At 37.2% G+C, this 24932-nt stretch carries 24 protein-coding genes and 3 other annotated features; of the genes, 9 read left to right on the top strand and 15 right to left on the bottom strand.

The window, feature by feature from the left end; genetic code table 11:
- The 7 genes from isdC to zapA all read right to left on the bottom strand — a co-directional run bounded on the left by isdC (nucleotide 1) and on the right by zapA (nucleotide 8863).
- Complete coding sequence (isdC, locus tag LMD38_RS04180) at nucleotides 1–708, bottom strand: heme uptake protein IsdC (RefSeq protein ID WP_062821914.1); 708 nt, start codon at nucleotides 706–708, stop codon at nucleotides 1–3.
- Nucleotides 709–1207: 499 nt separating this feature from the next.
- On the bottom strand, nucleotides 1208–2533 hold the full coding sequence (gene brnQ6 / locus LMD38_RS04175) for a branched-chain amino acid transport system II carrier protein BrnQ6 (protein ID WP_061183309.1): 1326 nt from the start codon (nucleotides 2531–2533) through the stop codon (nucleotides 1208–1210).
- 120 nt (nucleotides 2534–2653) lie between these two features.
- Nucleotides 2654–2905 (bottom strand) — a binding site (T-box leader).
- Between the two features lie 108 nt (nucleotides 2906–3013).
- Complete coding sequence (locus tag LMD38_RS04170) at nucleotides 3014–3703, bottom strand: 23S rRNA pseudouridine(2604) synthase RluF (RefSeq protein ID WP_000700717.1); 690 nt, start codon at nucleotides 3701–3703, stop codon at nucleotides 3014–3016.
- A 195-nt stretch (nucleotides 3704–3898) separates the two neighbouring features.
- Nucleotides 3899–6259, bottom strand: a complete 2361-nt coding sequence (locus tag LMD38_RS04165; RefSeq protein ID WP_000893733.1) for an endonuclease MutS2 — start codon at nucleotides 6257–6259, stop codon at nucleotides 3899–3901.
- Between the two features lie 19 nt (nucleotides 6260–6278).
- Nucleotides 6279–7997, bottom strand: coding sequence for a DNA polymerase/3'-5' exonuclease PolX (gene polX / locus LMD38_RS04160; RefSeq protein WP_000867537.1), 1719 nt, complete (start codon nucleotides 7995–7997; stop codon nucleotides 6279–6281).
- A gap of 55 nt (nucleotides 7998–8052) precedes the next feature.
- A complete protein-coding gene (locus LMD38_RS04155; protein ID WP_000565408.1) occupies nucleotides 8053–8592 on the bottom strand; it encodes a CvpA family protein in 540 nt (179 codons plus the stop codon).
- Between the two features lies 1 nt (nucleotide 8593).
- Nucleotides 8594–8863, bottom strand: a complete 270-nt coding sequence (gene zapA / locus LMD38_RS04150) for a cell division protein ZapA (protein WP_000082701.1) — start codon at nucleotides 8861–8863, stop codon at nucleotides 8594–8596.
- 124 nt (nucleotides 8864–8987) lie between these two features.
- Between zapA and rnhC the strand changes: the two genes are divergently transcribed.
- From rnhC to LMD38_RS04135, 3 genes are all read left to right on the top strand, one after another.
- Nucleotides 8988–9923 carry a ribonuclease HIII gene (gene rnhC / locus LMD38_RS04145; RefSeq protein ID WP_000071611.1) on the top strand — a complete coding sequence of 312 codons (936 nt, stop codon included), beginning with the start codon at nucleotides 8988–8990 and terminating at the stop codon, nucleotides 9921–9923.
- Nucleotides 9924–10039: 116 nt separating this feature from the next.
- Nucleotides 10040–10216 (top strand): hypothetical protein, encoded by a 177-nt coding sequence (locus LMD38_RS04140; protein WP_175574664.1) that lies wholly within the window; start codon nucleotides 10040–10042, stop codon nucleotides 10214–10216.
- Nucleotides 10217–10453: 237 nt separating this feature from the next.
- Nucleotides 10454–10705 (top strand): hypothetical protein, encoded by a 252-nt coding sequence (locus tag LMD38_RS04135; protein ID WP_062821913.1) that lies wholly within the window; start codon nucleotides 10454–10456, stop codon nucleotides 10703–10705.
- Nucleotides 10706–10746: 41 nt separating this feature from the next.
- On the opposite strand, the gene LMD38_RS04130 is transcribed toward LMD38_RS04135, so the two are convergent.
- The 5 genes from LMD38_RS04130 to LMD38_RS04110 all read right to left on the bottom strand — a co-directional run bounded on the left by LMD38_RS04130 (nucleotide 10747) and on the right by LMD38_RS04110 (nucleotide 17414).
- Nucleotides 10747–10881, bottom strand: a complete 135-nt coding sequence (locus tag LMD38_RS04130) for a YuzL family protein (RefSeq protein WP_000039588.1) — start codon at nucleotides 10879–10881, stop codon at nucleotides 10747–10749.
- Between the two features lie 92 nt (nucleotides 10882–10973).
- Nucleotides 10974–12365 carry an asparagine--tRNA ligase gene (gene asnS, locus LMD38_RS04125; RefSeq protein WP_000432167.1) on the bottom strand — a complete coding sequence of 464 codons (1392 nt, stop codon included), beginning with the start codon at nucleotides 12363–12365 and terminating at the stop codon, nucleotides 10974–10976.
- A gap of 52 nt (nucleotides 12366–12417) precedes the next feature.
- Nucleotides 12418–12669: a binding site (T-box leader), on the bottom strand.
- A 153-nt stretch (nucleotides 12670–12822) separates the two neighbouring features.
- Nucleotides 12823–15243 (bottom strand): phenylalanine--tRNA ligase subunit beta, encoded by a 2421-nt coding sequence (gene pheT / locus LMD38_RS04120; RefSeq protein ID WP_062821912.1) that lies wholly within the window; start codon nucleotides 15241–15243, stop codon nucleotides 12823–12825.
- A gap of 18 nt (nucleotides 15244–15261) precedes the next feature.
- Complete coding sequence (gene pheS / locus LMD38_RS04115; RefSeq protein ID WP_000388219.1) at nucleotides 15262–16296, bottom strand: phenylalanine--tRNA ligase subunit alpha; 1035 nt, start codon at nucleotides 16294–16296, stop codon at nucleotides 15262–15264.
- Nucleotides 16297–16339: 43 nt separating this feature from the next.
- Nucleotides 16340–16568 (bottom strand) — a binding site (T-box leader).
- A gap of 48 nt (nucleotides 16569–16616) precedes the next feature.
- Nucleotides 16617–17414, bottom strand: a complete 798-nt coding sequence (locus LMD38_RS04110; protein ID WP_016718637.1) for a TrmH family RNA methyltransferase — start codon at nucleotides 17412–17414, stop codon at nucleotides 16617–16619.
- A gap of 82 nt (nucleotides 17415–17496) precedes the next feature.
- On the opposite strand from LMD38_RS04110, the gene sspI reads away from it, so the two are divergent.
- The 5 genes from sspI to LMD38_RS04085 all read left to right on the top strand — a co-directional run bounded on the left by sspI (nucleotide 17497) and on the right by LMD38_RS04085 (nucleotide 20352).
- A complete protein-coding gene (sspI, locus tag LMD38_RS04105; RefSeq protein ID WP_000009513.1) occupies nucleotides 17497–17706 on the top strand; it encodes a small acid-soluble spore protein SspI in 210 nt (69 codons plus the stop codon).
- 328 nt (nucleotides 17707–18034) lie between these two features.
- On the top strand, nucleotides 18035–18592 hold the full coding sequence (locus LMD38_RS04100) for an HD domain-containing protein (protein WP_000554788.1): 558 nt from the start codon (nucleotides 18035–18037) through the stop codon (nucleotides 18590–18592).
- 139 nt (nucleotides 18593–18731) lie between these two features.
- Nucleotides 18732–19445, top strand: coding sequence for a CPBP family intramembrane glutamic endopeptidase (locus LMD38_RS04095; RefSeq protein ID WP_001182127.1), 714 nt, complete (start codon nucleotides 18732–18734; stop codon nucleotides 19443–19445).
- Between the two features lie 141 nt (nucleotides 19446–19586).
- Nucleotides 19587–19958: a hypothetical protein gene (locus tag LMD38_RS04090; RefSeq protein WP_000950042.1), complete on the top strand. Its 372-nt coding sequence runs from the start codon at nucleotides 19587–19589 to the stop codon at nucleotides 19956–19958.
- 37 nt (nucleotides 19959–19995) lie between these two features.
- The gene (locus LMD38_RS04085; RefSeq protein WP_016718638.1) at nucleotides 19996–20352 is read left to right on the top strand and encodes a hypothetical protein; all 357 of its coding nucleotides are present in this window, start codon (nucleotides 19996–19998) and stop codon (nucleotides 20350–20352) included.
- A gap of 22 nt (nucleotides 20353–20374) precedes the next feature.
- Here LMD38_RS04085 and LMD38_RS04080 read toward each other — a convergent pair whose 3' ends face one another.
- Both LMD38_RS04080 and LMD38_RS04075 read right to left on the bottom strand, forming a co-directional pair.
- Complete coding sequence (locus LMD38_RS04080) at nucleotides 20375–22174, bottom strand: DHA2 family efflux MFS transporter permease subunit (protein WP_000094780.1); 1800 nt, start codon at nucleotides 22172–22174, stop codon at nucleotides 20375–20377.
- Nucleotides 22175–22186: 12 nt separating this feature from the next.
- Entirely contained in the window at nucleotides 22187–22840 is a 654-nt protein-coding gene (locus LMD38_RS04075) for an HlyD family secretion protein (RefSeq protein ID WP_001071400.1), read from the bottom strand.
- 297 nt (nucleotides 22841–23137) lie between these two features.
- Here LMD38_RS04075 and LMD38_RS04070 point away from each other — a divergent pair, with 297 nt between their 5' ends.
- Nucleotides 23138–23755: a TetR/AcrR family transcriptional regulator gene (locus tag LMD38_RS04070; RefSeq protein WP_000023673.1), complete on the top strand. Its 618-nt coding sequence runs from the start codon at nucleotides 23138–23140 to the stop codon at nucleotides 23753–23755.
- Between the two features lie 40 nt (nucleotides 23756–23795).
- Here the strand turns inward: LMD38_RS04070 and LMD38_RS04065 are convergent, their stop codons facing one another.
- Nucleotides 23796–24881: a M42 family metallopeptidase gene (locus LMD38_RS04065; protein ID WP_000163568.1), complete on the bottom strand. Its 1086-nt coding sequence runs from the start codon at nucleotides 24879–24881 to the stop codon at nucleotides 23796–23798.
- Nucleotides 24882–24932: the final 51 nt, after the last annotated feature.

Raw genomic sequence — 24932 nt, 5'->3', positions numbered from 1 at the left:
TTAGTTTTGACGTACTTTACGAATGAAGAAAACTCCTGAAATAAGGATTAACGCTGCAAATAATCCAATACGTGCTTCATCGCCTGTTTTTGGGTTATCTGTTTTTTCAGCTTTACCACTTTCATTTGTTCCTTTGTTCGCTTCTTTATTTGCTTCTTTACTCTCTTCTTTTTTCACTTCTTCTTTTACTTTTGTATCTGTTTTTGTTTGATCGTTATTCTTTGTTACAGCTGTTGCTTTATTTTCTCCACCTACCGCTTTTACATTTGCATCAAATGCAAAGCGAATTGTGTAGTTATGGTCATAATTTACGTTTGGTACAACAACATGAATTTTTGCAGCTGCTGGTTTAGATAAATCATCTATTTTAAACTCTACTGTTCTTTTATCTGCCGATTCATCTTTACTAACAACTTTTGCATCAACAAAATTCCCGTTCTCAGGTGCTTTAAATTCTGTAATCCAAGCACTATGATTCATCGGGATTTGCACTCTCATCTCACCATTTTTCACAACTAGCTTAGCTGGTTTTTCAAAATAATCATTTGCCATTGAAGCTGAATCATTTTCCGCTTTTTGAATGACATAGTTAATATCGTAAGTACCGTCAGCTAGTTGTGCTGCAACTTTCCCATATGGCATGACAAGAAAAGCTAGCATACATACGAACGTTATAATAAAAGCGGGTAATACAGAAATCTTTCTCATTTGGCTTACTTCCTCCTTGTTTATCTTTCATCCACACTTTTTGAAAATGATAATTATTCTCATTATATTAGAAAAAAATAATAATCTTCTATCCTTATTTAATTGTAATTTGTTTATGTAATACAGATATTATTGATTATCATTCTCAATGAATGTTAAAAATAATATCCCTCCCTATTCTTTATAAAGAGCGATTCGTATTTTAACATAAGTCCCTATTTATTTTGTTGATTATCATTCTCAATGAATATTAAAAAAAATAAAACTATCCATCTTCCTACTTGATCACCTCTATCTACAAAAATAATATTGTTATAGAAAACCTTATACCTTTCACTCCTCACTTTCCTTCCAATATTTCCACAACTAAGTCAATCTTAGCCTACTCATAATTTTTTTGTCAACTATATTACGTATAAAATTTTAAATATCTAAATTTCTCTATATATGGCTTTCCCTACAAAAAAAGAAGCTTTCTTTCATAGAAAGCCTCTTTTCTCTATTTTTCTACAGCAACTTCTTGCTTTTGAAACAAAGAAATAATATATCCAATTACAATACCTACTAGAGCAGGAACGAACCAACCAATCCCTACACTATATAATGGAATTTTATTTAAAATTGGTGTTAATGCTGCAATCTCAAGATTTGCATTGTGTAACCCATCAAAGAAACTAATCATGAATGCTCCTACAATACCACCTACATACATGACTAAAGGAAGACGAATATAGTTTTCAACAAGTGATAATACAATAAGCACGATACCAATTGGGTAAATTGCAATTAAAATCGGTAATGCTAATGCATTTAACTGAGTTAATCCAAGATTCGCTACCATAAATGCTAATACGCAGAAAATGAAAACAACCTTTTGATAAGAAAGTTTTGGTAATAAAGAAGAGAAATATTCTCCGCAAGCTGCAACAATACCTACAGAAGTTGTTAAACATGCTGCTGTAATTGCGATTCCTAATAATAGAGTTCCGTAACTACCGAATAAATGATTTACAACGTTTGTTAAAATAATCCCTCCGTTTGCTCCCATTCCAAGAGAGACACTAGAAGCTCCGAGATAAGCAAGCGCCAAGTAAACTAGTAGTAAACCAAGTGCCGCAATAAATCCTGCAAAAATTGTTACTTTTGCAATGCTATTTTTATTTGTAATACCTTTTTCTTTTAACGCATGAATTACAACATTTCCGAATACAAGTGCTGCAAGTCCATCTAAAGTTAAATATCCGTCAATAAATCCTTTGAAAAGAGGCGCACTATACGCTTCTGTCGGTGCGCCAAATTCTCCAATTGGTGTAATAAATGCTTTACCTACGATGATCGCAATAACAGCTAATAAAATCGGAGTTAATACTTTACCGATGCGGCCCACTAATTTTGATGGGTTTAAAGCTAAATAGAAAGTGACAGCAAAGAAAATAAATGTAAAGATAACAAGTGGATACGATTGACCAGCTATTTCACTTGGTAAAAACGGTGCAACACTCATTTCATAAGCAACAGTTCCTGTACGCGGCACACTTACGAATACGCCTAAACATAAATAAATTGCAGTAATAAAAACTAGTGCGAATATAGGGTGTACACGCCCTGCTAGCTCATTAATATCTCCCTTTAAAGCTATAACGATAACTCCTAATAAAGGCAATCCAACGCCTGTTACGACAAAACCAAATAGCGCGATCCATACATCTGTTCCAGCGCCTTGTCCTAATGCTGGTGGAAAAATCATATTACCCGCACCGAAAAATAGTGCAAATAGCATTAAACTTATTGCAAACATCTCAGAAAACTTTAAAGATGATTTCATTTCTACTAACCTCCTACATAATAATCATAAATTAACAAAATATTCTGAATCAAAATCCGTCACATATCCTCTTTCAAGCATACTTCCCCGTAAAAGAACGCAAAAAACACCCGTCCCTAACAAAGGGACGAGTGTTGAAATCGTGGTTCCACCCTTATTCTAATAAAATGAATTTATAACGAAATAAGCTCATTTTATAGCTCGTGTAAATTGATAACGGTTTTATCCGCCAAGAATTACAATGCATCATGCAGTTCACTCTTGAAGTTTAGAGGTGGTAAGTCTGTCTTTTCGTATTAGGAAGCTCACAGCCTAAGGCTTCCCTCTCTGAGAATCGTAAAAAACAACTCATGTCCTCATCATTACTTTTATAAAATATCTTGTCGAAACTTGTTGTTTTTTATTATATGGGCTATTTTTTAAAAAATCAATAGTTTTATTTTTTCTGACAAAAAAATATAGGGAGAAAATTTTTCCTCCCTATAGCTGCCCTATTAATATTTCTAATTCCCCATCTGTAATGTTTCGCCATTTTCCTACTTCAAGATCGTCTAGCTCTATATTCATAATGCGTTCTCTCTTTAACTTTGTTACAGTAAACCCGAAAGCTCGACTCATTCTACGAATCTGTCTGTTCATTCCTTGCGTTAAAACGATTCGAAATGTAGACTGATCAACCCTCGTCACTTTACACGGCTTCGTCATCCCATCTTTAATCTTTACACCGCTGGACATCTCATCAATAAACCAATCTGTAAAAGGTTTATCGACTGTGACAACATATTCTTTCTCATGCTCATGATCACCGTGTAAAATTTGATTTGCAATCGCACCGTCATTCGTTAATAAAATAAGGCCTTCTGACGCTTTATCTAATCGTCCAACAGGAAAGATACGCTCAGGGTAATTAATATAATCAATAATATTATCCTCAATATGATCAGCTGCTGTACAAGTAATACCAACTGGCTTATGAAAGGCGATATACACCTTTTCTTTCTCTTCTTTTGCAATAACCTGCCCATCAATCGTTACAACATCACCATCGCCCACGAGTGCACCGTGCGTACATATTTCACCGTTAATCGCCACGCGTCCAGCTTTAATGAGGCAATCTGTTTCGCGTCTTGAGCAAGATTTTGCTTCGCTTATGTATTGGTTGATTTTCATAGCTTATTCCTTTTCATATATATTAAAAGCGTCAATCTATGGCAATATCATTATGCCACGATTGACGCTCGTTTACTTCGCAAAAACAACTAAATAAATAACCCCAATCACCAAAAATATTCCGCAACAAGCTAACAATACTTTTGCAAGTTTGTCCATAAACATATAATGGTTTCCCCTTTGTTTCGTTGTTTTCTATTTTAATTCGACAACTGTTACGCCTAGGCCTCCCTCGCCCATATCACCGTAACGGAATGTTTTCACACCGCGATGCTTCTTCAAGTAATCTTGTACACCTTGGCGAAGTGCTCCTGTTCCTTTACCGTGAATGATTGATACGCGAGGATAGCTTGCAAGCTGGGCATCGTCTAAATATTTCTCGACGCGCGCCATTGCATTTTCAAATCGTTCTCCACGAAGGTCAAGTTCTAAAGAAACGTGATAGTCTCTACCTTTTACTGTTGCAACTGCTTTTTTCTCTGTTTGCTTCGGTGTGTTAATGTATTCCATATCGGATTCTTTTACTTTCATCTTCAGAATACCGATTTGTACGCTCCACTCTGTATCGCTTACTTTTTCAAGTAATTGACCTTTTTGACCGAACGTTAATACTTTTACTTCATCACCTGCGCGCAACTGTTGTTTCGGCGCAGTGTTTTTCACGTTTACCTTTTGTTTCTTTACAAGCTCTGGCGCTGCGCCTTCTAGACGGCTCTTCGCTTCAATTAGCTCGTGATCTTTCACGTTTGCAAGCTGTGCTTTGCGCAATTGACGAAGTTCTTGAATAATGCCTTCTGCTTCTTTCTTTGCAGCTTCGACTTTTTCTTCCCCTTCTTTTTGCGCTTTTAATAATCGTTCATCACGTTCTTCGTTAAATTCAATAATTTGACGTTGTAATTCGCGATGCAGTTTTTCCGATTGCTTGCGAAGCGCTTCTGCTTCGTTCCAGTCACGCTCTGCATTCTTTTGACTTTCTTCTAGCTTCGCAATCATATTTTCAATTTTGTTTGTATCTGTACTAATGTGGTTACGCGCTTGTTCAATGACGCGATCAGATAATCCAAGACGTTTCGAAATTTCAAAGGCATTACTACGTCCTGGTACACCGATTAATAATTTATACGTTGGGCTTAACGTGTTTACATCAAACTCAACGCTCGCATTAATAACTTGCTCACGGTTATATCCGTATGCTTTTAATTCTGGATAATGCGTCGTAGCAACAACGCGAGCACCACGATTACATACCTCATCTAAAATGGAAATGGCTAGTGCAGCCCCTTCTTGCGGGTCTGTTCCAGCACCTAACTCATCGAATAAAACTAAGCTTTCAAAATCAGCTTTTTCTAAAATATCAACAATGTTCACCATATGTGAGGAGAACGTACTTAAACTTTGTTCAATCGATTGCTCATCACCGATATCAGCAAAGATATTTTTGAATACACAAATCTCTGACTCATCCATTACTGGAATGTGAAGACCTGATTGCGCCATTAATACACAAATACCAACTGTTTTCAGCGTAACTGTTTTACCACCTGTATTCGGTCCCGTAATAACAATTGTCGTGAAATCTTTCCCTAACATAATGTTATTTGGCACGATAACTTCTGGATCAATAAGCGGATGACGTGCCTGTCTTAAATCCATATAACGCTCGTTATTTACGATTGGCTTCGTTGCTTTAATACGCTTCGCATAAAAAGCTTTCGCAAAGATGAAGTCAAGATTTGCAACTACTTCTACGTTTGATAAAACGATATCCGCTTCTACTGCCACTTCTTCTGTTAACATTAATAAGATGCGTTCGATTTCTTGTTTTTCTTTCACACGTGCTTCTTGAAGCGCGTTATTTAATTCTACAATGACTTGCGGTTCAATAAATAACGTTTGTCCAGAAGCCGATTGATCGTGAACAATACCGCCATATACGCCGCGGTATTCTTGTTTTACTGGGATTACGTAACGTTCGTTACGAATCGTTACAATCGAGTCAGACAGCATCTTTTGCGCGTTTGAAGAACGCGTCATATTTTCTAACTTTTCACGAATACGGCTTTCCGCAGTACGAATTTGAGTACGAATACCGCGCAGTTTATCACTTGCGCTATCGACTACTTCCCCGCCATCACCGATACAATTTGTAATTTTCTTTTCTAAATCATATAAAGATACAATTTGAGCAACATGCGTTTCTAAAATGGGAAGCTCGACACCATTATCAACCATATCTTCAATAAAACGTTTCATATTGCGACTACCATACATCGTATTCGCAATATCAAGTAGTTCATTTGGACTTAACATACTTCCAATCTTTGCACGCTTCACATTGGAGCGAATATCCGTAATACCACCTAATGGTGCACTACCTTTTAAACGAATGACTTTCGCTGCTTCATCCGTTGTATCTTGCATTTCTACAATTTCTTCAAAATCAGTGCTCGGCACTAAATGCTTCACTTTGTCACGACCAAGTGAAGATGCTGTATGTTCAAGTAATTGTTCTTTTACTTTATTGTATTCTAATACACGCAACGTTCTTTCTAACATGTTGCAGGTCCCCCTTGTGTTACTTATTACGTTTAATATAGTCTAATAAACGTTCAATATCCCACGTGTTAATCACGTTATCTTTTTGAATCCAACCTTTACGCGCTGCCGCTACACCTGTTTCCATATCTTCTAACATTTCAAGTGTATGAGCATCCGTATTAATCGCTACTTTTACACCAGCATCTTGTGCTTGTTTTAATAATTTCGCGCTTAAATCTAGACGGTTTGGATTTGCATTTAATTCTAAAACTGTATTTGTTTCTTTTGCGAGTTCGATTAATAAGTCTGTATCTACATCATAACCTTCACGGCGTCCAAGAAGACGTCCTGTCGGATGAGCAATCATTGTGACATGCTTATTCTCTAGCGCCGCACGAAGACGTTTCATAATCGTTTCACGGTCTTGTGAGAAGCTCGAGTGAATTGCTCCAATGACATAATCTAATTCTGCTAATACTTCATCATCAAAATCAAGCGAAGCATCCGGTAAAATGTCCATTTCAATTCCGCGTAAAATTGTAATGTCTGGATACTTTTCGTTCATACGTTCAATTTCTTTCGCTTGTTCACGAAGGCGCTCTTTCGTTAAACCGTTCGCTACTTTCAAGTATTGTGAGTGATCCGTAATTGCCATAAATTTATATCCACGAGCACGGCATGCTTGTACCATCTCTTCAATAGAAAAAGCACCGTCACTCCATGTTGTATGCATATGTAAATCACCTTGTATGTCAGAGAACTGAATTAAGTTTGGATACTCTTTAATTAATTCAATTTCTTTTCCATCTTCACGCACTTCTGGCGGGATAAATGGAAGACCGAAATGAGCAAAGAATTCTTCTTCCGTCTCAAATGTTTTCACTTCACCTGTTTCCAAGTTCTCCACGCCATATTCACTAATTTTCTCGCCTTTATCTTTTGCGATTTGACGCATTTTTACGTTATGGTCTTTTGATCCTGTGAAATGGTGAAGAGTTGTAATAAACTCTTCTGGTTTTACTAAGCGGAAATCAATCGAAATATCATATTCATATTGAAGACGAACAGAAACTTTCGTATCCCCGCTCGCAATTACTTCAATCATATTATCGAATTGTAGTAAATGCTCACGTACTGCAGCTGGTTCTGTCGTTGCAATAATAAAGTCTAAATCTTTCACTGTTTCACGAACGCGGCGCAAACTACCAGCGCGCGAGAAACGAATTACCTCAGCAATATTCGACAATTTCTCCTCTATTTCCCCGGCAATAGGCAATACCATCGCGATTGGTAAACGCTCCGGACGAGATCCTACTTGATCGATTGCTTCTAATATTTTCTCTTCTGTCTTCTTACCGAAACCAGCTAAAGCTTGTACTTTATTTTCCTCACAAACCGCTTTTAGCGATTCCATATCAACAACACCAAGTTCTTTATATAACTTAGCTACCTTTTTACCACCAAGGCCTGGTAATTTTAATAACGGTAATAAGCTACTTGGCACTTCTTTTTCAAGCTCTTGTAATACTTCAGATGTTCCCGACTCTATATATTCTTGAATAACTGCTGCTGTTCCTTTTCCAATGCCAGGAATCTTCGTGAAATCTTCAATCTCAGAAAGACTACGATCATCACTTTCTAATGCTGCTGCCGCTTTACGAAACGCCGATATTTTAAATGGATTCGCGCCCTTTAGTTCCATAAAAAGCCCGATTGTCTCTAATAATTTAATCACTTGTTTTTTATTTACTTTCATCATTGTCCCGCCTTTCTTTCATAGAAAAAAACTTCTCTTTCCGAAAAAAGAGAAGTTATACTCTGCTACCTGTCTGCCATAGTTCCTTCACCTTTTCAGAGAGAATCGGTGTATCGTCTACAATTATTTTGCTAATTGATGATTGTTGTAATGGTGTTTGTAATTGTTCAATCGGAAGAATGTTCCCAATGATAATTAAGACAAACAAAATAATATATACTTCTAAAAATCCGAGGATTGCCCCCGCAAACGCATTTACTTGCTTTAAAACCGGTATTTCTGCAAACATATTTAACAAATTACCAAGTAATGAAAGTGCAATTTTTGTGATAATAAACAATATGATAAACGCAAGCGCTTGATAAAATACTGTCTCAATATTATTTGCATCAATCCATTCTGGAACAGATACGTTTTTATCAAATGGATACGGAATAAATTTCGCAAGTGCTGGCGCTAAATCTTTACAGTACCAGTATGCAACAAGGTATGCGATAATAAAGCTTGTTAACTTTACAAGTTGCAAGATGAACCCTCTGCGTAAGCCGAGGAAAAATCCCATAACAAGCAGTAAAATGATAATAATATCAATCATGTTATTCCATTCCTTTTTTTGTCATACTTTCTTTCAATTTCTCATGTTCTTCTTTTAATTTTATGTAATCGTGTATGACGTTTACCGCCGTCAATACCGCTAGTCTACTCGTGTCAAGCGAAGGATTCTTGGCATTGAGTTCGCGCATTTTATCATCCACAATCGCTGCTACCATGCGGATATGACTTGTACTTTCATCGCCAACAACTGAATATTGCTGACCATAGATTTCTACATTAATTCGACTTTTCTTTCCCTTTTGTTGTGACAACTCACCGGCCTCCAATCACGTACAGAATCCTAAAGTTTATCATACCATGAACCTTCATAATATGGAAACAGAAAGAACAATCCGATATGATAAAAATAACAATATAAAAAAAGGGGCGACCATTATGTCAAATTCTATCGTAATTCAAACAAGTTCTACAGTAATTGAAGACATGAAACAACAATATAAACATTCGCTTAGCCCGAAAACTCCGCAAGGCGGAATCTTCATGGCAAAAGTGCCATCGTGCACCATTACAGCGTATAAATCCGGAAAAGTAATGTTCCAAGGTGGACGTGCTGAAGCAGAAGCTGCCCGTTGGCAAACTGTCTCCCAAACTCCAAAAACAGCTGTAAAAAAATCTGTCGATTCACACCGTTATGCACCGCCTGCTTCTATCGGTACAATGTCAATCGTAGGGTCAGATGAAGTGGGTACTGGTGATTTCTTCGGACCGATGACAGTAGTTGCTGTATATGTGGATGCGAAGCAAATCCCACTACTAAAAGAGCTTGGTGTAAAAGACTCTAAAAACTTAAATGACGAACAAATTACTGCCATTGCGAAACAACTTCTTCACGTTGTCCCTTACAGCTCTCTCGTCCTTCATAACGAAAAATATAACGAGCTATTTGATAAAGGAAACAACCAAGGTAAGTTAAAAGCTTTACTACACAATAAAGCTATTACAAACTTATTAGCTAAAATTGCACCTACAAAACCTGAAGGCGTCTTAATCGACCAATTTACACAACCTGATACATACTACAAATATTTAGCAAAACAAAAACAGGTACAGCGTGAAAATGTTTATTTTGCGACGAAAGGCGAAAGCGTCCATTTAGCAGTAGCCGCTGCTTCCATTTTAGCTCGTTACTCATTCGTAAAACAGTTTGACGAACTAAGTAAAAAAGCTGGTATGCCGCTTCCAAAGGGTGCTGGTAAACAAGTTGATATCGCCGCTGCTAAATTAATTCAAAAGCTTGGTAAAGAGCGATTACCTGAGTTTGTGAAACTGCATTTTGCTAATACAGAGAAGGCGTTTCGCTTATTAAAATAGTATCGACAAAAACAGGAGCCTACAAACTCCTGTTTTTTGTTTCACCCTACTATTGTCCTTATAGTTTTGTTATAATTATAATATACAGATTATTCTAACATAGGAGGAGATTCCCATTGCTACTTCTACAAATGATCCTAAATATTTTACTAGGTAATCCACACGAAAGACAGTTTGAAATTAGAGAAAACATTCAGCTACTCAGTGAGCAACGAGAGTTTAACGATTTAATAGAGCGCTATGGTCGATCTTTCTTATTAAACTTTCGGATCCGAAGATTTATCCCACTTTAACGGGCAGTAAGACCCCCACCTCAAAATTCAGCGAAAGCAAAGAAGTTGGGTGGGGGATCAACTGCCCATAAAAGTCCGATTGGTTCAACTAATAATCAGTGGGGGATGACCCCCCCACTGATTAAAGTTTCACTTTATCGGGAAACACGATGCCCGCTCGTTAATACATAATCCCGCAAAACTACAACACTTCTGCGAGGAGCTTGAATGTATGATTAGAAAAAGGAGGTTTTTCATATGAACGCTGTAAAAGTTAAAAAGGTACTATATGCTTTCGTACACATCGTAGGTCCACTTTCTTACCTCACTATTTCTACCATTTGGGGAGCTTTTTTCACTACTAAATCTACATTTGAAAATATATCTGATAATCTTGGTGTGATGGCCATCTATTACGTGTTCATGAGCTTACTGTGGTTTTTCTATTTCGATCGATTAGACAAGGATGTAGATAACATTACAAAAGAAATTAACGATAAGAAAATGTAATATATAAAAAAGGAGAGTCGCCAAGACTCTCCTTTTTTATGTTAGCTTCGTTTCTGCTTCTTATTTGATGAAGGTACTTTATGAGAACCTGTTTCATGTGTTGTCGTTCCTTGTCCTTCTACTTCTGGAGAACCTAGGCCCGATCTTGAATGATCTTTTTTCACTTTTTTACTCATTTATATTCACCCCTTCGCGTTACTTTTTGCTACAGGAGAATAAACTATACAAAATAAAAAGCGAGAGGAAATCCTCTCGCTTTTTTCATATTTTAGAATTCAGAAGAACCTGGAGTTCTTGGGAATGGAATTACGTCACGGATGTTAGCCATGCCAGTGATGTACATTAGGAAGCGCTCGAAACCTAGACCGAATCCAGCGTGTTTTGTACCGCCGTATTTTCTAAGTTCTAAGTACCACCAGTAGTCCTCTTCGTTCATACCTAATTCTTTAATTCTGTCTACTAAAACGTCCATTCTTTCTTCACGTTGACTTCCGCCGATTAATTCGCCGATGCCAGGAACTAGAAGGTCAGTAGCAGCCACTGTTTTACCGTCGTCATTTAAGCGCATGTAGAATGCTTTAATGTCTTTCGGATAGTCAGTTACGAATACAGGGCGTTTGAAGATTTCTTCTGATAAGTATCTTTCGTGCTCTGTTTGTAAGTCAATTCCCCATTCTACTGGGTATTTGAAGTCAGCACCTGATTCTTGAAGTACTTTAATTGCTTCTGTATAAGTGATACGACCGAAGTCAGAGTTAATTACGTTGTTCATGCGCTCTAGAACTGTTTTATCAACGAAGCTGTTGAAGAATTCCATTTCTTCTGGTGCATGCTCTAATACGTATTTCATTGCATATTTCAGCATATCTTCTGTAAGGTTCATTACGTCACCTAGTTCAGCGAATGCAATCTCAGGCTCAACCATCCAGAACTCAGCAGCGTGGCGAGTTGTGTTTGAGTTTTCTGCACGGAATGTAGGTCCGAATGTGTATACATCACGGAATGCTAATGCATAAGCTTCAGCGTTCAGCTGTCCACTTACTGTTAAGTTTGTTTCTTTGCCGAAGAAGTCTTTTGATTCATCAACTTGTCCGTCTTCGCCTTTTGGTACGTTGTTTAAATCTTGCGTTGTTACGCGGAACATTTCGCCCGCACCTTCTGTATCACTACCAGTGATGATAGGTGTGTGAACATGTACGAATCCACGCTCTTGGAAGAATTGGTGAATCGCAAATGCTGCGATAGAACGTACGCGGAACGTTGCAGAAAATGCATTTGTTCTTGGACGTAAGTGAGCGATTGTACGTAAGTATTCAAACGTATGACGTTTCTTTTGAAGTGGGTAATCAGAATCTGATAAGCCCTCAATATCAATTTTTTCTGCTTTAATTTCAAATGGTTGCTTCGCTCCAGGCGTTACAATTACTTTACCTTCTACTTTAACTGAAGAGCTAAGTGGAAGTTTTGCAATTTCTTTGAAGTTATCTAATTCTGTATCGAAAACGATTTGAACGCTTTTGAAGAAGCTACCGTCGTTTAATTCGATGAAACCAAACGCTTTTGAATCACGTAAGTTACGAATCCACCCTGATACTTGTACTGTTTGACCTGCGTATTTATCTGTATCTCTATACAGACTTTTTACTAATGTGTTTTCCATAGTGAAATTCTCCTTTGCTGATATATTTAAATACAAAAAAACCTTTCATCCATAAAGGGACGAAAGGTTAAACTTCGCGGTACCACCCAATTTGTCATAAAGACCAACTTTAACTCGTATGTAATACATACTTCCCAGTTTGTAACAGGCCGGATTCCCGTCTAAGTCTACTCTTGAATACAAGATTCAATTTCGGTTAGCAACTCCAAGGTGTTCTTCACATATACCGCCTCATCAGGCTTTCACCGTCCCTGACTCGCTTTGGATTATAGTATATACTACTTTTCCTTATCATCGTCTTTCATTTTGTTAAACTAAAATTAATGTACTACATTCGAGAGAAAGATGCAAGATGTCGGAAAATATATCGGCGATTTTTGTAATATATCGACTTACCGACATTTTCCGACAACCAATCCAATAAAAAAATCACCGGAATAAATCCGGCAATTTCTTATTACTTACGTAACTCCGCACCAAATTTCTCTTCTACCGCTGTTAATACACGGTTATGTGCTTCTGTTACTTCTTCGTCTGTTAACGTACGCTCTGGATCGAAGTAGTTCATAGAGAATGCAAGTGACTTCTTGCCTTCTTCCATTTTTTCACCTTCGTATAAGTCAAATAGTGTTACGTCTTTCAGAAGTTCCCCGCCAGCTTCAGCAATAACTTGCTTCATTTCGCCAGCTTTTGTTTCTTTCGTTACGACAACAGCCATGTCACGTGTCATGGATGGGAAACGTGGAATCGCTGAGTAGTAAGTTTCTTCTGCGTCTGCACCGAATACTTTTACAAGAGATAGTTCAAATACGAATGTATTTTTCACATCTAATTGTTTTTCTGCTTCTGGGTGCAATTGACCGATGAAACCAATTACTTCGCCATCTAATACGATGTCAGCTGTACGACCTGGGTGCATACCTTCACGTTTTGCTGGTGCATAAGTGATTTGGTTTGAAACGCCAAGTACGTCGAATAATCCTTCTAGTACACCTTTCACAACGAAGAAGTCTACTACTTTCTTCTCACCTTGCCATGCATGGTGAAGAGCAAGACCTGTCATAACACCTGCAAGATGTTGTTCTTCTTTCGGAAGTTCTCCTTCTTCTGTCGGTAAGAAGATAGAACCTACTTCGTATAAAGCAACACTGTCGTTTTTACGTGCAACGTTGTATGAAACTGCTTCTAACAATTGTGGTACTAAGCTTAAACGAAGTTGGCTACGCTCTTCACTCATTGGAAGCGCAAGACCTACAGGCGCCTTTTCGTTTGGCTCAACCATATATTGTTTCGCTTTGTCAGTGCTTGTTAATGAATACGTGATTGCTTCATATAAACCAGCACCTTCTAAGAAGCGACGTACTTTACGACGTTTCGTTTGTGCTGATGTTAATTTACCACGAGTCATCGTTCCAGAAGGTAATGTAACTGGAATGTGGTCATAACCGTATAGACGGCCCACTTCTTCTACTAAGTCTTCTGAAATTGTAATGTCAGGACGACGTGCTGGTACATTCACGTGGAATGTTCCTTCTACTTCTGTGAATGGGAACTTTAAGTTTGTGAACATTGTACCCATTTCACTTGCAGAAATATTTGTACCTAATACACGGTTTACTTTGTCAGCAGTAACAGATACTGTACGCTCTTGTACTTGTAAGTTGTCAGCTTCTACTACACCTTCAAGCGCCTCACCGCCAGCGTATTTCGCCATTAAAGCAGCTGCGTGTTGAATTGCTTCAAATGTACGTGTTGGGTCGATTCCTTTTTCGAAACGCGCACTTGACTCACTGCGAAGACCTAAGTCTTTTGATGTACGGCGCACTGTTTGACCCGCAAAGTATGCAGACTCAATTAGAACGTTTACTGTCTCATTTGTAACTTCAGAATCCGCTCCACCCATTACACCAGCAACAGCTAAAGCTTTTGTACCGTTTGTAATGACAAGATGGTGGCTTTGTAATGTACGTTCTTGATCATCTAACGTTTCAATTTTTTCGCCTTCTTTTGCAAGACGAACAACGATTTCTTTTGAACCTAATTTATCGTAATCGAATGCATGTAACGGTTGACCGTATTCCATTAAAATGTAGTTTGTAATATCAACTACGTTGCTAATTGGACGAATGCCAGCTGCCATAAGGCGAGTTTGCATCCACATTGGTGACGGACCAATTTTTACGTTCTTTACCATTTTTGCAATGTATAATGGGTTTTCTTCTTTCGCTTCTACACTTACAGAAATGTAATCAGCAGTTTTTTCTGCTGTTTCTTGTAAGTCGATAGCTGGAAGTTTTACTTCACGGCCATAAATAGCAGCTACTTCATATGCAACACCTAACATGTTTAAGCAATCTGCACGGTTTGGTGTTAAACCAAGCTCAAGTACTTCATCATGTAAGTTTAAAATTTCAAGTGCATCTGCACCAACTTCAGCGTCACTTGGGAAGATGAAGATACCATCTGCATATTCTTTTGAAACTAACTTTCCATCAATGCCAAGCTCTTGAAGAGCACAAACCATACCGTGAGAAGCTTCACCACGTAGTTTTGCTTTTTTAATTTTGAAATTACCAGGTAGTACAGCGCCAACTTTTGCAACTGGCACTTTTAAACCTTTTGCAATGTTAGCAGCACCACAAATAATTTGAACTGGTTCTTCTTCACCGATATCGATTAAGCATTTGCTTAACTTATCAGCTTCTGGGTGTTTTTCACATTCTAATACGTGACCAACTACAACACCTTTTACACCTTTATTTAATACTTCAACGCCTTCTACTTCAATACCACTTTTCGTGATTTTGTCTGCTAGTTCTTGTGCCGTTACATCTTTAATATCTACATACTCTTGTAACCAACGATATGATACGAACATACTTATCCTCTCCTTCCCTTACGCTCGTTTGAATTGTTGTAAGAAACGTACATCATTTGTATAGAAATGACGAATGTCATCTACGCCGTATTTCAACATTGCGATACGCTCTGCGCCCATACCGAATGCGAAACCTTGATATTCTTTTGAATCATAACCAGCCATTTCAAGTACGTTCGGGTGAACCATACCTGCGCCTAAAATTTCAATCCAACCAGTTCCTTTACAAGTGCCGCAACCTTTGCCGTGACACATCATACAAGAAATATCCATCTCTACAGATGGCTCTGTGAATGGGAAGAAACTTGGACGAAGACGGATTTCACGATCTTCACCGAACATCTTTTTCACGAATACTTGCAGTGTACCTTTTAAGTCACTCATACGAATATTTTTATCAATTACAAGACCTTCAATTTGCATGAACTGGTGTGAATGCGTCGCATCATCGTCATCGCGGCGATACACTTTACCAGGACAAATAATTTTAATTGGGCCTTTTTCTTTATTATTTTCCATCGTACGTGCTTGCACAGAAGATGTATGTGTACGTAGTAACGTTTCTTCTGTAATGTAGAATGTATCTTGCATATCACGTGCTGGGTGATCTTTCGGTAAGTTTAATGCTTCGAAGTTGTAGTAGTCTTTTTCTACTTCTGTTCCTTCCGCTACTTCATAACCCATACCGATGAATACATCTTCAATTTGTTCAACAACAGCTGTTAACGGATGGTGACAACCTGTTTCAACAGGACGACCTGGTAAGGTAACATCAATTGTTTCAGTAGCTAATTTCGCTTCAATTACTGCTTTTTCTAAGTTGCTGATTTTGTCATCTAGACGCGTTTGAATCGCTTCACGTACTTCATTTACTAATGCTCCCATACGTGGACGCTCTTCTGCTGATAATTTTCCCATGCCGCGTAATACTTCTGTAATTGGACCTTTTTTTCCTAAATACGCTACGCGTACGTCGTTTAAGCCTTTTAGCTCTTTCGCTTCTTCAATAAGCTCTAACGCTTTTTGCTTTAGCTCTTTTAAACGTGCTTCCATTTGGAACCCTCCTAATTTTAAAAATAAAAAAACCTCGCTCCCAAAAAGGGACGAGGTAAATTCGCGGTACCACCCTAAATTGACAGAACATGTCTGCCCACTCATTAGTTATAACGATCAATTCTGACCGGAACGCCTTTACATATACATGGTCCTGGCGTCAACTCCAGAGGTGAATTCACTTCCGTCTACCATAAGAATGCTTTCAGTCTACGGCATTCTCTCCCTATATGGCGATTTTGTAAGCTACTCTTCTCTATCAACGTTTTTCGTTATTTAACTTTTAATATAATGTACTTCAACTTATTATAAGAAGTTTTTTATTTGTTCGCAACCGGGCTTTGCAAATAATACGTTAAAATCCCTGCTGCAACTGCAACATTTAATGATTCTGCCCCGCCGTAAATCGGAATATACAAGTTTTGATCCGTTTTCGCAAGAATTTCTTGACGTACGCCGTTTCCTTCATTTCCTACAATTAATGCAAAACTACCAGCTGGTGTTACTTCCCCGTACGGAACTCCATTTTCAAGAGCTGTTCCATATACAGGAACGTTATTTTCTTTTAACTTGTCTACCCATTCTTCTAAGTTCCCTTTTACAATTGGTAAGTGGAAAATAGAGCCTTGTGTAGAACGGAGTACTTTACTATTATAAACATCAACACAACCTTCTCCAAGCACAACGGCATGAATGCCAGCTGCATCAGCTGTACGAATAATCGTCCCTAAGTTACCTGGGTCTTGCAGACCATCTAGTAAAAGAAACTTTCCATCAGCAAGAGCTACTTCTTTCTCATGCTTTTCACAGACAGCAAATACACCTTGCGTCGTTTCTGTTTCACGAAGTACTTTTACGATTGCTTCCGGTACGATATACATCTCTACATCATTAACTGTCCAATCTTTCGGAAGGTCTGTCTGATCTGAAACGATAAGTTCTGTTACAACTCCTACTTTTAAAGCTTCCTCCACTAAGTGGAATCCTTCTACAAAAAATAAACCTTTTTTATCGCGTTCTTTTTTCGTTTGCAGCTTTTTCCACTGCTTCACACGCGGATTTTGTACTGAATCAATGTTTTTCATAATATGTATTTCCCTCTCTTCTTGTCTTATCATTATAGCCTATTTTTCATACATATTTACATAAAAAAGAACAAAAACTAACGTCAGTTTCAATTCTGAAGAAGAGGTGAAAACAATGAGTTTTAATTTACGCGGTGCTGTATTAGCAAATGTATCTGGTAATACACAAGATCAATTACAAGAAACAATTGTCGATGCAATTCAAAGCGGTGAAGAAAAAATGCTACCAGGTCTTGGTGTTTTATTTGAAGTCATTTGGAAAAACGCCGATGAAAATGAAAAGCACGAAATGTTAGAAACACTAGAGCAAGGATTAAAAAAATAAGCAATTTGAAAATCACCTTTGCATAGGCCAAGGTGATTTTTTTTGCGGAAAATTTTTTTCTTCTCCTAAACATTTCTACTTTACTAACGAACTATGATGGAGTACAATGTTCAAAATACATTTAAACCGATCGATTTTCTTTATAGACACCATAAGATAAAGTGAAACTTTAATTAGTGGGGAGGGGGGTTCATCCCCACTAATTATTAGTTGAACCAATCGGGCTTTTACGGGCAGTTGATTCCTCACCTAACTTCCTCGTATTCGCTGAATTTTGAAGTAGGAATCTTACTGCCCGTTAAAGCGGGATAAAAGGAGTGAATGTTTTATGCACCGTATTACGCTTGAACAAATTTTTAAACACCATATTACACAAAAATACGTAAATCGTTCTGGGATGGTCCACGCGATTGCTGTCGCTTACCATGCGTTTCACTTAGCTAAAAAGCATCACGCCTCAGTCGATGCTGCTACAAAGGCTGGTTTCCTTCATGATATCGGACATCATACGTGGTACACAGGCGGCGAATGGGACTATGATTTATATAAAAAGAATGATATACACGCAATTAAAGGAGCAGAAAGAGCTCATAAATTGCTTATTAGATTAGGAGAGCACCCTAAACTAGCAAAAGAGATTTCTATCGCCATTCTTCTTCATACTGATTCTTTCTTAGTAGAACAAGAAATCGAAAGAACATCTCTTCAAAACATTATTAAATGGGCAGACGAAGCAGATGAAGAACCGGGCGGAGCGCATCATTATCGAACAATTTCTTATGAAAAAGCATTAAAAGCTATTCAACAGTTAGACCGTTTAGTAGAGCGTGAATTGCAAATAGAGCAATCAAAATCGAATAACAAAGCAGAACATAGTTATCAATAAGAAAGAGGCATCACTATAGGGTGATACCTCTTTTATTATTTTATGGAAAATACACCTTTATATGTAATATTTAAATGTTACACCCGAAAACGATATGCTTTATAATTAAATATACAAATATAAAGAGGTGATTTTACAAATGCAACCCGCTACACAACTTTCTAATGAACAGAAATACTCTATGTCATGGTTACAATTTATTAGCTCCGTTTTATTCGCTTTTTTCGGAACCGGACTTATTACTGTGTTCCTCGCAATGCCATTAACAATTTATACAGCTGGTCTCACAAATAAAAAACAAATTGCCCTGTACGAATCTATTGCCAATACCGCAAGTACCGTATTACAACTAGCCGTACTGTTATTCTTCATTTTTAAATTCGAACCCGCAAAAAAATTACTACTAAAATCTTTTAACTTTAAAGCACTGAAAGAATGGCGCACATACGTATATTTACTTCTTTTCTTCGTTATAAACATCGTACTCAATTACATACTGTTAAATTATGTGTTCCAAAATGCAACGAAGCAGCAATCTTCCGCACTAAGCTTAGACGTCTTTAAGCAATATCAAATATTATTGCTTCTCAGCTTCGCCATACTCACACCCATTTTTGAAGAACTTATTTTCCGTGGTTTTATACTTCGCTTCTTCTCAGAACGCTTTCCATTTTGGATCGCAGCCATCGTAACAAGTTTCTTCTTCGGTATCGCTCATACATACTCACTTGGGGTTATGGTAATTACTTTCTTCATGGGATTATTAATGGCTATTTTATGTAAAAAAACAAAATCCATTATTCCAGCTATGTTATTTCATATTATGAATAATATGTTGGCGTTCTTGAGTTAAAAAGAGGTATCATCGCGATACCTCTTTTATTAATTCGTATGACCACTACTCATTTCTATCAAATTATACATATTCATTAATAATATCCAAAATAAACCTCATGTAGTAAAATATAACTGATTACACAGAAGGAGATTACATATGTTGAGCTTACTTTGGATTGTTTATATGCCACTTCTTGTTTTATGCGGATTTTTCGGTGGTATTTTTTTAATTGTTACTAGCGTGAAACACCGTAAATTATTTGTCGGTTTAATGGGGTTACTTAGCTTTTCCTTTGTCACACTACCTTTTGTTTTTTGGGGCATGGGAGTGGAGAGCAATACAATCATCCCTATTTCAACTACTTTATATTGGATACTGTTTTCTTTAACTGGATTATTAGCAGGGATAAGTGGATTACAAGCCAAAATTAAAAGTATACGTAATATGGGATTCATTATTTTTACCGCTGGAATATTAGGGGTTATTTTCTGGGTGCTCATGTCTGTAGGTGATTCATTCTATATATAACATTTTTTGAAACCCAAAAATCGGAGGTAATACAGAAGTGTTCGGAATATTAACTTGGATGATTTTAGCTCTTACTTTCATGTTATGTGAATTCATCGTCGGTATTTTTTTAATTATTGCTGGCATGAAACATCGGAAATCACTTACCACTATAGCTGGTTTCATTAGCATATTACTTATCGTTGTTCCTATCTTTTGTATAGGTTCTGGAATAGATTTAGAAGGGATGGTTCCAATTTCGGGAACTTTATATTGGTGCTTCTTCTCTTTAGCTGGACTATTAACTATTATAAGCGGCAGACACATATCGAGTATTCGTTCTATGGGGACGATTTTGTTTATAGCAGGGCTTTGCTCCGTAGCTGGTTATCAGCTTTTATATGTAACTGCATAAAGAACACAAAAAAGCAGGGAAATTAATTCCCTGCTTTTCTATTTGGTTTATTTCCTGATTGTAAGAAGAACGATAACACCCATGCAACACCTGCTAATATTGTTGCAATTAAGAATGCATCGTTAATACCGTTAATTGCAGATAGCTTTGAAATTTGTCCATATAATAGTTGCGTGCTCATCGCATCTCCTGCTTGCGCTGATCCAGCTAAGGCCGCTAAGCTTTGCCCCATGCCATGTACTTTATCAACTAAAATTGGGTTTGACGTTGTTAACATGTTACCGTAATCTGCTACGTGAGCAGTTGTTTGTTGCGTCATAAGTGTGATTAAAATCGCTGTTCCGATTGAACCAGCTACCTGCCTTGATGTATTTTGCGTTGCTGTACCGTGAGAAATTAATTTCATCGGCAGTGCGTTCATACCAGCTGTCATAATTGGCATCATAATGAATGACATACCAATTGAACGTATAATATAGTCCGTCATAATAACGCTATATGGCGTATCCATTGATAACTTTGTAAATTCATATGTCGCAAACGTTGTAATAGCTAATCCAACAATCGCTAACGGACGAATTCCATATTTATCAAATAGTTTACCTGCAATAGGTCCCATGATTCCCATAATTAATGAACCTGGAAGTAATAATAAACCTGATTCAATTGGTGTGAAGCCACGAATGTTTTGCAGATATACTGGAAGTAGTAACATACCTCCGAATAATGCCATCGTAACGATTGCGTTAATTAATAAAGTGAAAGTAAATACTGGATATTTAAATACTTGTAAATCAAGCATTTTATTGTCTGTTGTCAACTCTCTCCAAATAAATAACGCTAAACCAATTACACCGATAACAAGTGAAATAACAACTTCGGCACTAGTCCAACTATTATTTCCAGCTTCACTAAATCCGTACAACAAGCTTCCTAGTCCAATACTTGAACTAATAACACCAAATACATCTAATTTCGTTTTAGATACTGGCTGAGCTAGTGTAAAGAATTTTAAAGATAGGAAGGTAATAATTAAACCGATAATAAACATCGCATAGAACATTAAGTTCCAGCTGTAGTTTTCAATTACCCAACCTGTTACAGTTGGTCCGATAGCTGGAGCTAAAATCATCGCTACACCTAGTAATCCCATCGCTGCTCCGCGCTTATGAGGTGGGAATAATGTCATGAAGATATTCATACCAACCGGCATTAAAATACCTGCACCGACCGCTTGAATAATACGACCTGTCATCATCATTGTAAAGTTTCCTGATGTAGCACAAATGATAGATCCTACAGTAAAGAATAACATTGCTGCTACGAATAATTTACGATACGTAAATCGTGAAACTAAAAAGGCACTAATCGGTACTAAAATACCATTTACAAGCATGAATCCTGTAATTAACCATTGTGCTGTTGAAGTTGATACGTTAAATTCATTCATTAACGGTGGCAATGCAACGTTAATAATTGTTTGGTTTAAAATAGAAACGAACATACCGAGAATTAATACTGTTACAACTGCTTTTACATTTACATTCTCTATAGGCATAGACGTTTGTTTTTTCGGCATTTCTTTTTCTTGTTTTACTTCTTCTTGCTTGCTTGTTTCTAACTCAACTACATTAGAAATTTCTACTTCTTGCTTTTGTTCATTTTCTTTCTCTTCTGTTTCTACCTTACTTACTTCTATTTTACTTACGGCTGGGACTTGTTCTTCTCCCACGTTCGTTTTTTTCTTTCGTAAAAGACGATTTACAAGGAAGAAGACGATTATACAAAATAGTGCATATCCTACAATTGCAATTGAGGACATCTCATCTCCCCCTTACTTATGAATACGAACTGACACATTCATTCCAGGAACAATATTTACTGATTTACTATGATCTAAAGAAATTTTAACTGGTACAACTTGCTTTACTTTCGTATAGTTCGCTGTTGCGTTACTTGATGGTAACATTGAGAATGTGTTCGCTGTTGTTAAGCCAACTTGTTCTACTTTTCCTGTTAACGTTGTATCTGGGTATGCATCTACATATACATCTACTGTTTGGCCTTTTTGAACATCATCAATTACTGTTTCTTCAATATTTGCTGTTACCCATAAATTGTTCATATCAAATGCATACGCAATCGGGCTACCTGCTCCAACGAAAGCATTTGTTGTTGCGTTTGATTGTACAACTGTTGCGTTTTGCGGAATTGTTACATCTACTGTTTGTTCTCCATTTGCTGCTGCTACAGTAACAGCACCTAATTTATCGTTTTCATTGTAGTTCTTACCTACTTCTGCTTTCCAGTCAGTTAGTTTACCTGCTACTGGTGACGCAATCGGAATTACCTTTCCGTCAATCTTTGCATTGTCTGTTTTTAAGTAATTTTCCGTTTGGTTGTAATAGTAATAAGCGCCAATACCGCCGCCAACTAGTACAATTAATGTGATAATGTTGATAATTACCATTCTTCGAAACTGATTCATTGCATTCCTCTCCTTATATCGCATATAATTTTTTTCTAAACTATTTATGTCCTTATTGTTTAGATTGCTTAATTGTTAATTATATTAACTTTTAAACAAAAAAATCACACCATCTGCGGTGTAAATCGAAATTTATCTACCTGCGAGCGGTGCTGATTTCTGAAGGACTATCGTTTATAATTATAAATAATTATTTTAAATCTACAACCGACAATTTACGTATGAAATGTCGTTTAAACAACAATATAACGCTGATATGTTGTTTAAGTAAAGAAAATTAAACAAGGGGAAATAAAAATGTCTATTAAAAATACAAATGATCCACGTGTAAAACGGACGAGACAACTCATACAGGATGCTTTTGTCGCTTTAGTAGGCGAAAAAGGGTTTGAAAATGTAACTGTTCAACATATTGCAGAACGTGCTCCTGTAAATCGTGCTACGTTTTATAGCCATTATCACGATAAATATGACTTATTAGACAAAAGCATTGAAGAAATGTTAGAGAAGTTAACAAAAGTCATTAAACAAAAAAATAGAAATAAAGAAGATTTTCAACTTACATTTGATTCACCACATCCAAGTTTTTTGGCCTTGTTCGAACATATTGCAGAAAATGCGAACTTCTATAACGTCATGCTTGGTGATAAAGCTGCCGGAAATTATACGTATAAAATGATGAAAGCAATTCAAACACATTTAACATTAAGCCTCTCTATTTCACAACCTAACGATGAAAAACTAATGGTTCCACGTGATATTCTTATTAGTTATGTTACTGGTGCCCACCTCGGCATGATTATGTCATGGCTAAAAAAAGGAATGATATATACCCCGCATTTTATGGCCATGCAATTAACTCGTTTAATCATTTTAGGGGCTCATACTGCAGCTGGATTAGAACGGCCTTTTTAAAACATAAAAAAGCGAAGGAGAGGCTCCTTCGCTTTTTCTATTAATTAAATGTAATGTTATGTACTGCCTCTTTATCAAGACGTTTAATAACTTCTACAATTAACTTCACTGCATTTTCATAGTCATCACGGTGTAACATTGCCGCATGAGAATGAATGTAACGCGTTGCAATCGTAATGGCCATAGACGGAATACCATTTACAGCAATATGAATTGCACCTGCATCCGTTCCACCGCCCGCTACTGAATCATATTGGTATGGAATTTGTAATTCATCAGCAACATCAACTACAAAGTCACGTAAACCTGTATGACCAATAACAGAAGCATCATATAAAATAATCTGTGGTCCATCACCCATTTTACTTTGCGCTTCTTTTGATGTTACACCAGGTGTGTCACCAGCGATACCAACATCTACTGCGAACGCGATATCTGGTTTAATATAGTTTGCAGATGTTTTTGCACCACGAAGACCGACTTCTTCTTGTACAGTCCCGACGCCATATACAACGTTTGGATGCTTTTCATCTTTTAATTGTTTTAATACATCAATTGCAATTGCACAACCAATTCGATTATCCCATGCTTTTGCAAGTAACATTTTTTCATTCTTCATCACTTGGAATTCAAAGTAAGGTACAACTTGATCTCCTGGTCGTACGCCCCACTCCATTGCTTCTTCTTGGCTAGAAGCACCAATATCGATGAACATGTCTTTAATTTCAACTGGCTTTTTACGCGCTTCTGGAGGTAAGATATGAGGTGGTTTTGAACCGATAACACCTGTTACATCTCCTTTACGCGTTACAATTGTTACGCGCTGTGCAAGCATAACTTGTGACCACCAGCCACCAACTGTTTGGAAACGAAGGAAACCTTTGTCATCAATTTGTGTAATCATAAAGCCAACTTCATCTAAGTGACCTGCAACCATAATTTTCGGGCCGTTTTCTTCCCCTACTTTTTTCGCAACTAAACTTCCTAAATTATCAGTAGAAAGTTCATCCGCAAACGGCTCAATATATTTCTTCATTACTTCACGTGGTTCACGCTCGTTACCCGCAATACCACGTGCATCTGTTAATTCTTTTAGCATTGTCAATGTCTCGTCTAATTTTGTCATTGCCAACACCCTCCTTTTTCTTCAGTCACTTCATTATACAAAAGGAAATTG

The organism is Bacillus pacificus (assembly GCF_020861345.1).
Taxonomy (GTDB): Bacteria; Bacillota; Bacilli; order Bacillales; family Bacillaceae_G; genus Bacillus_A; species Bacillus_A pacificus.
Note: the sequence above shows the minus strand (reverse complement) of the source record. Positions and strands in the feature narration are given on the sequence as shown.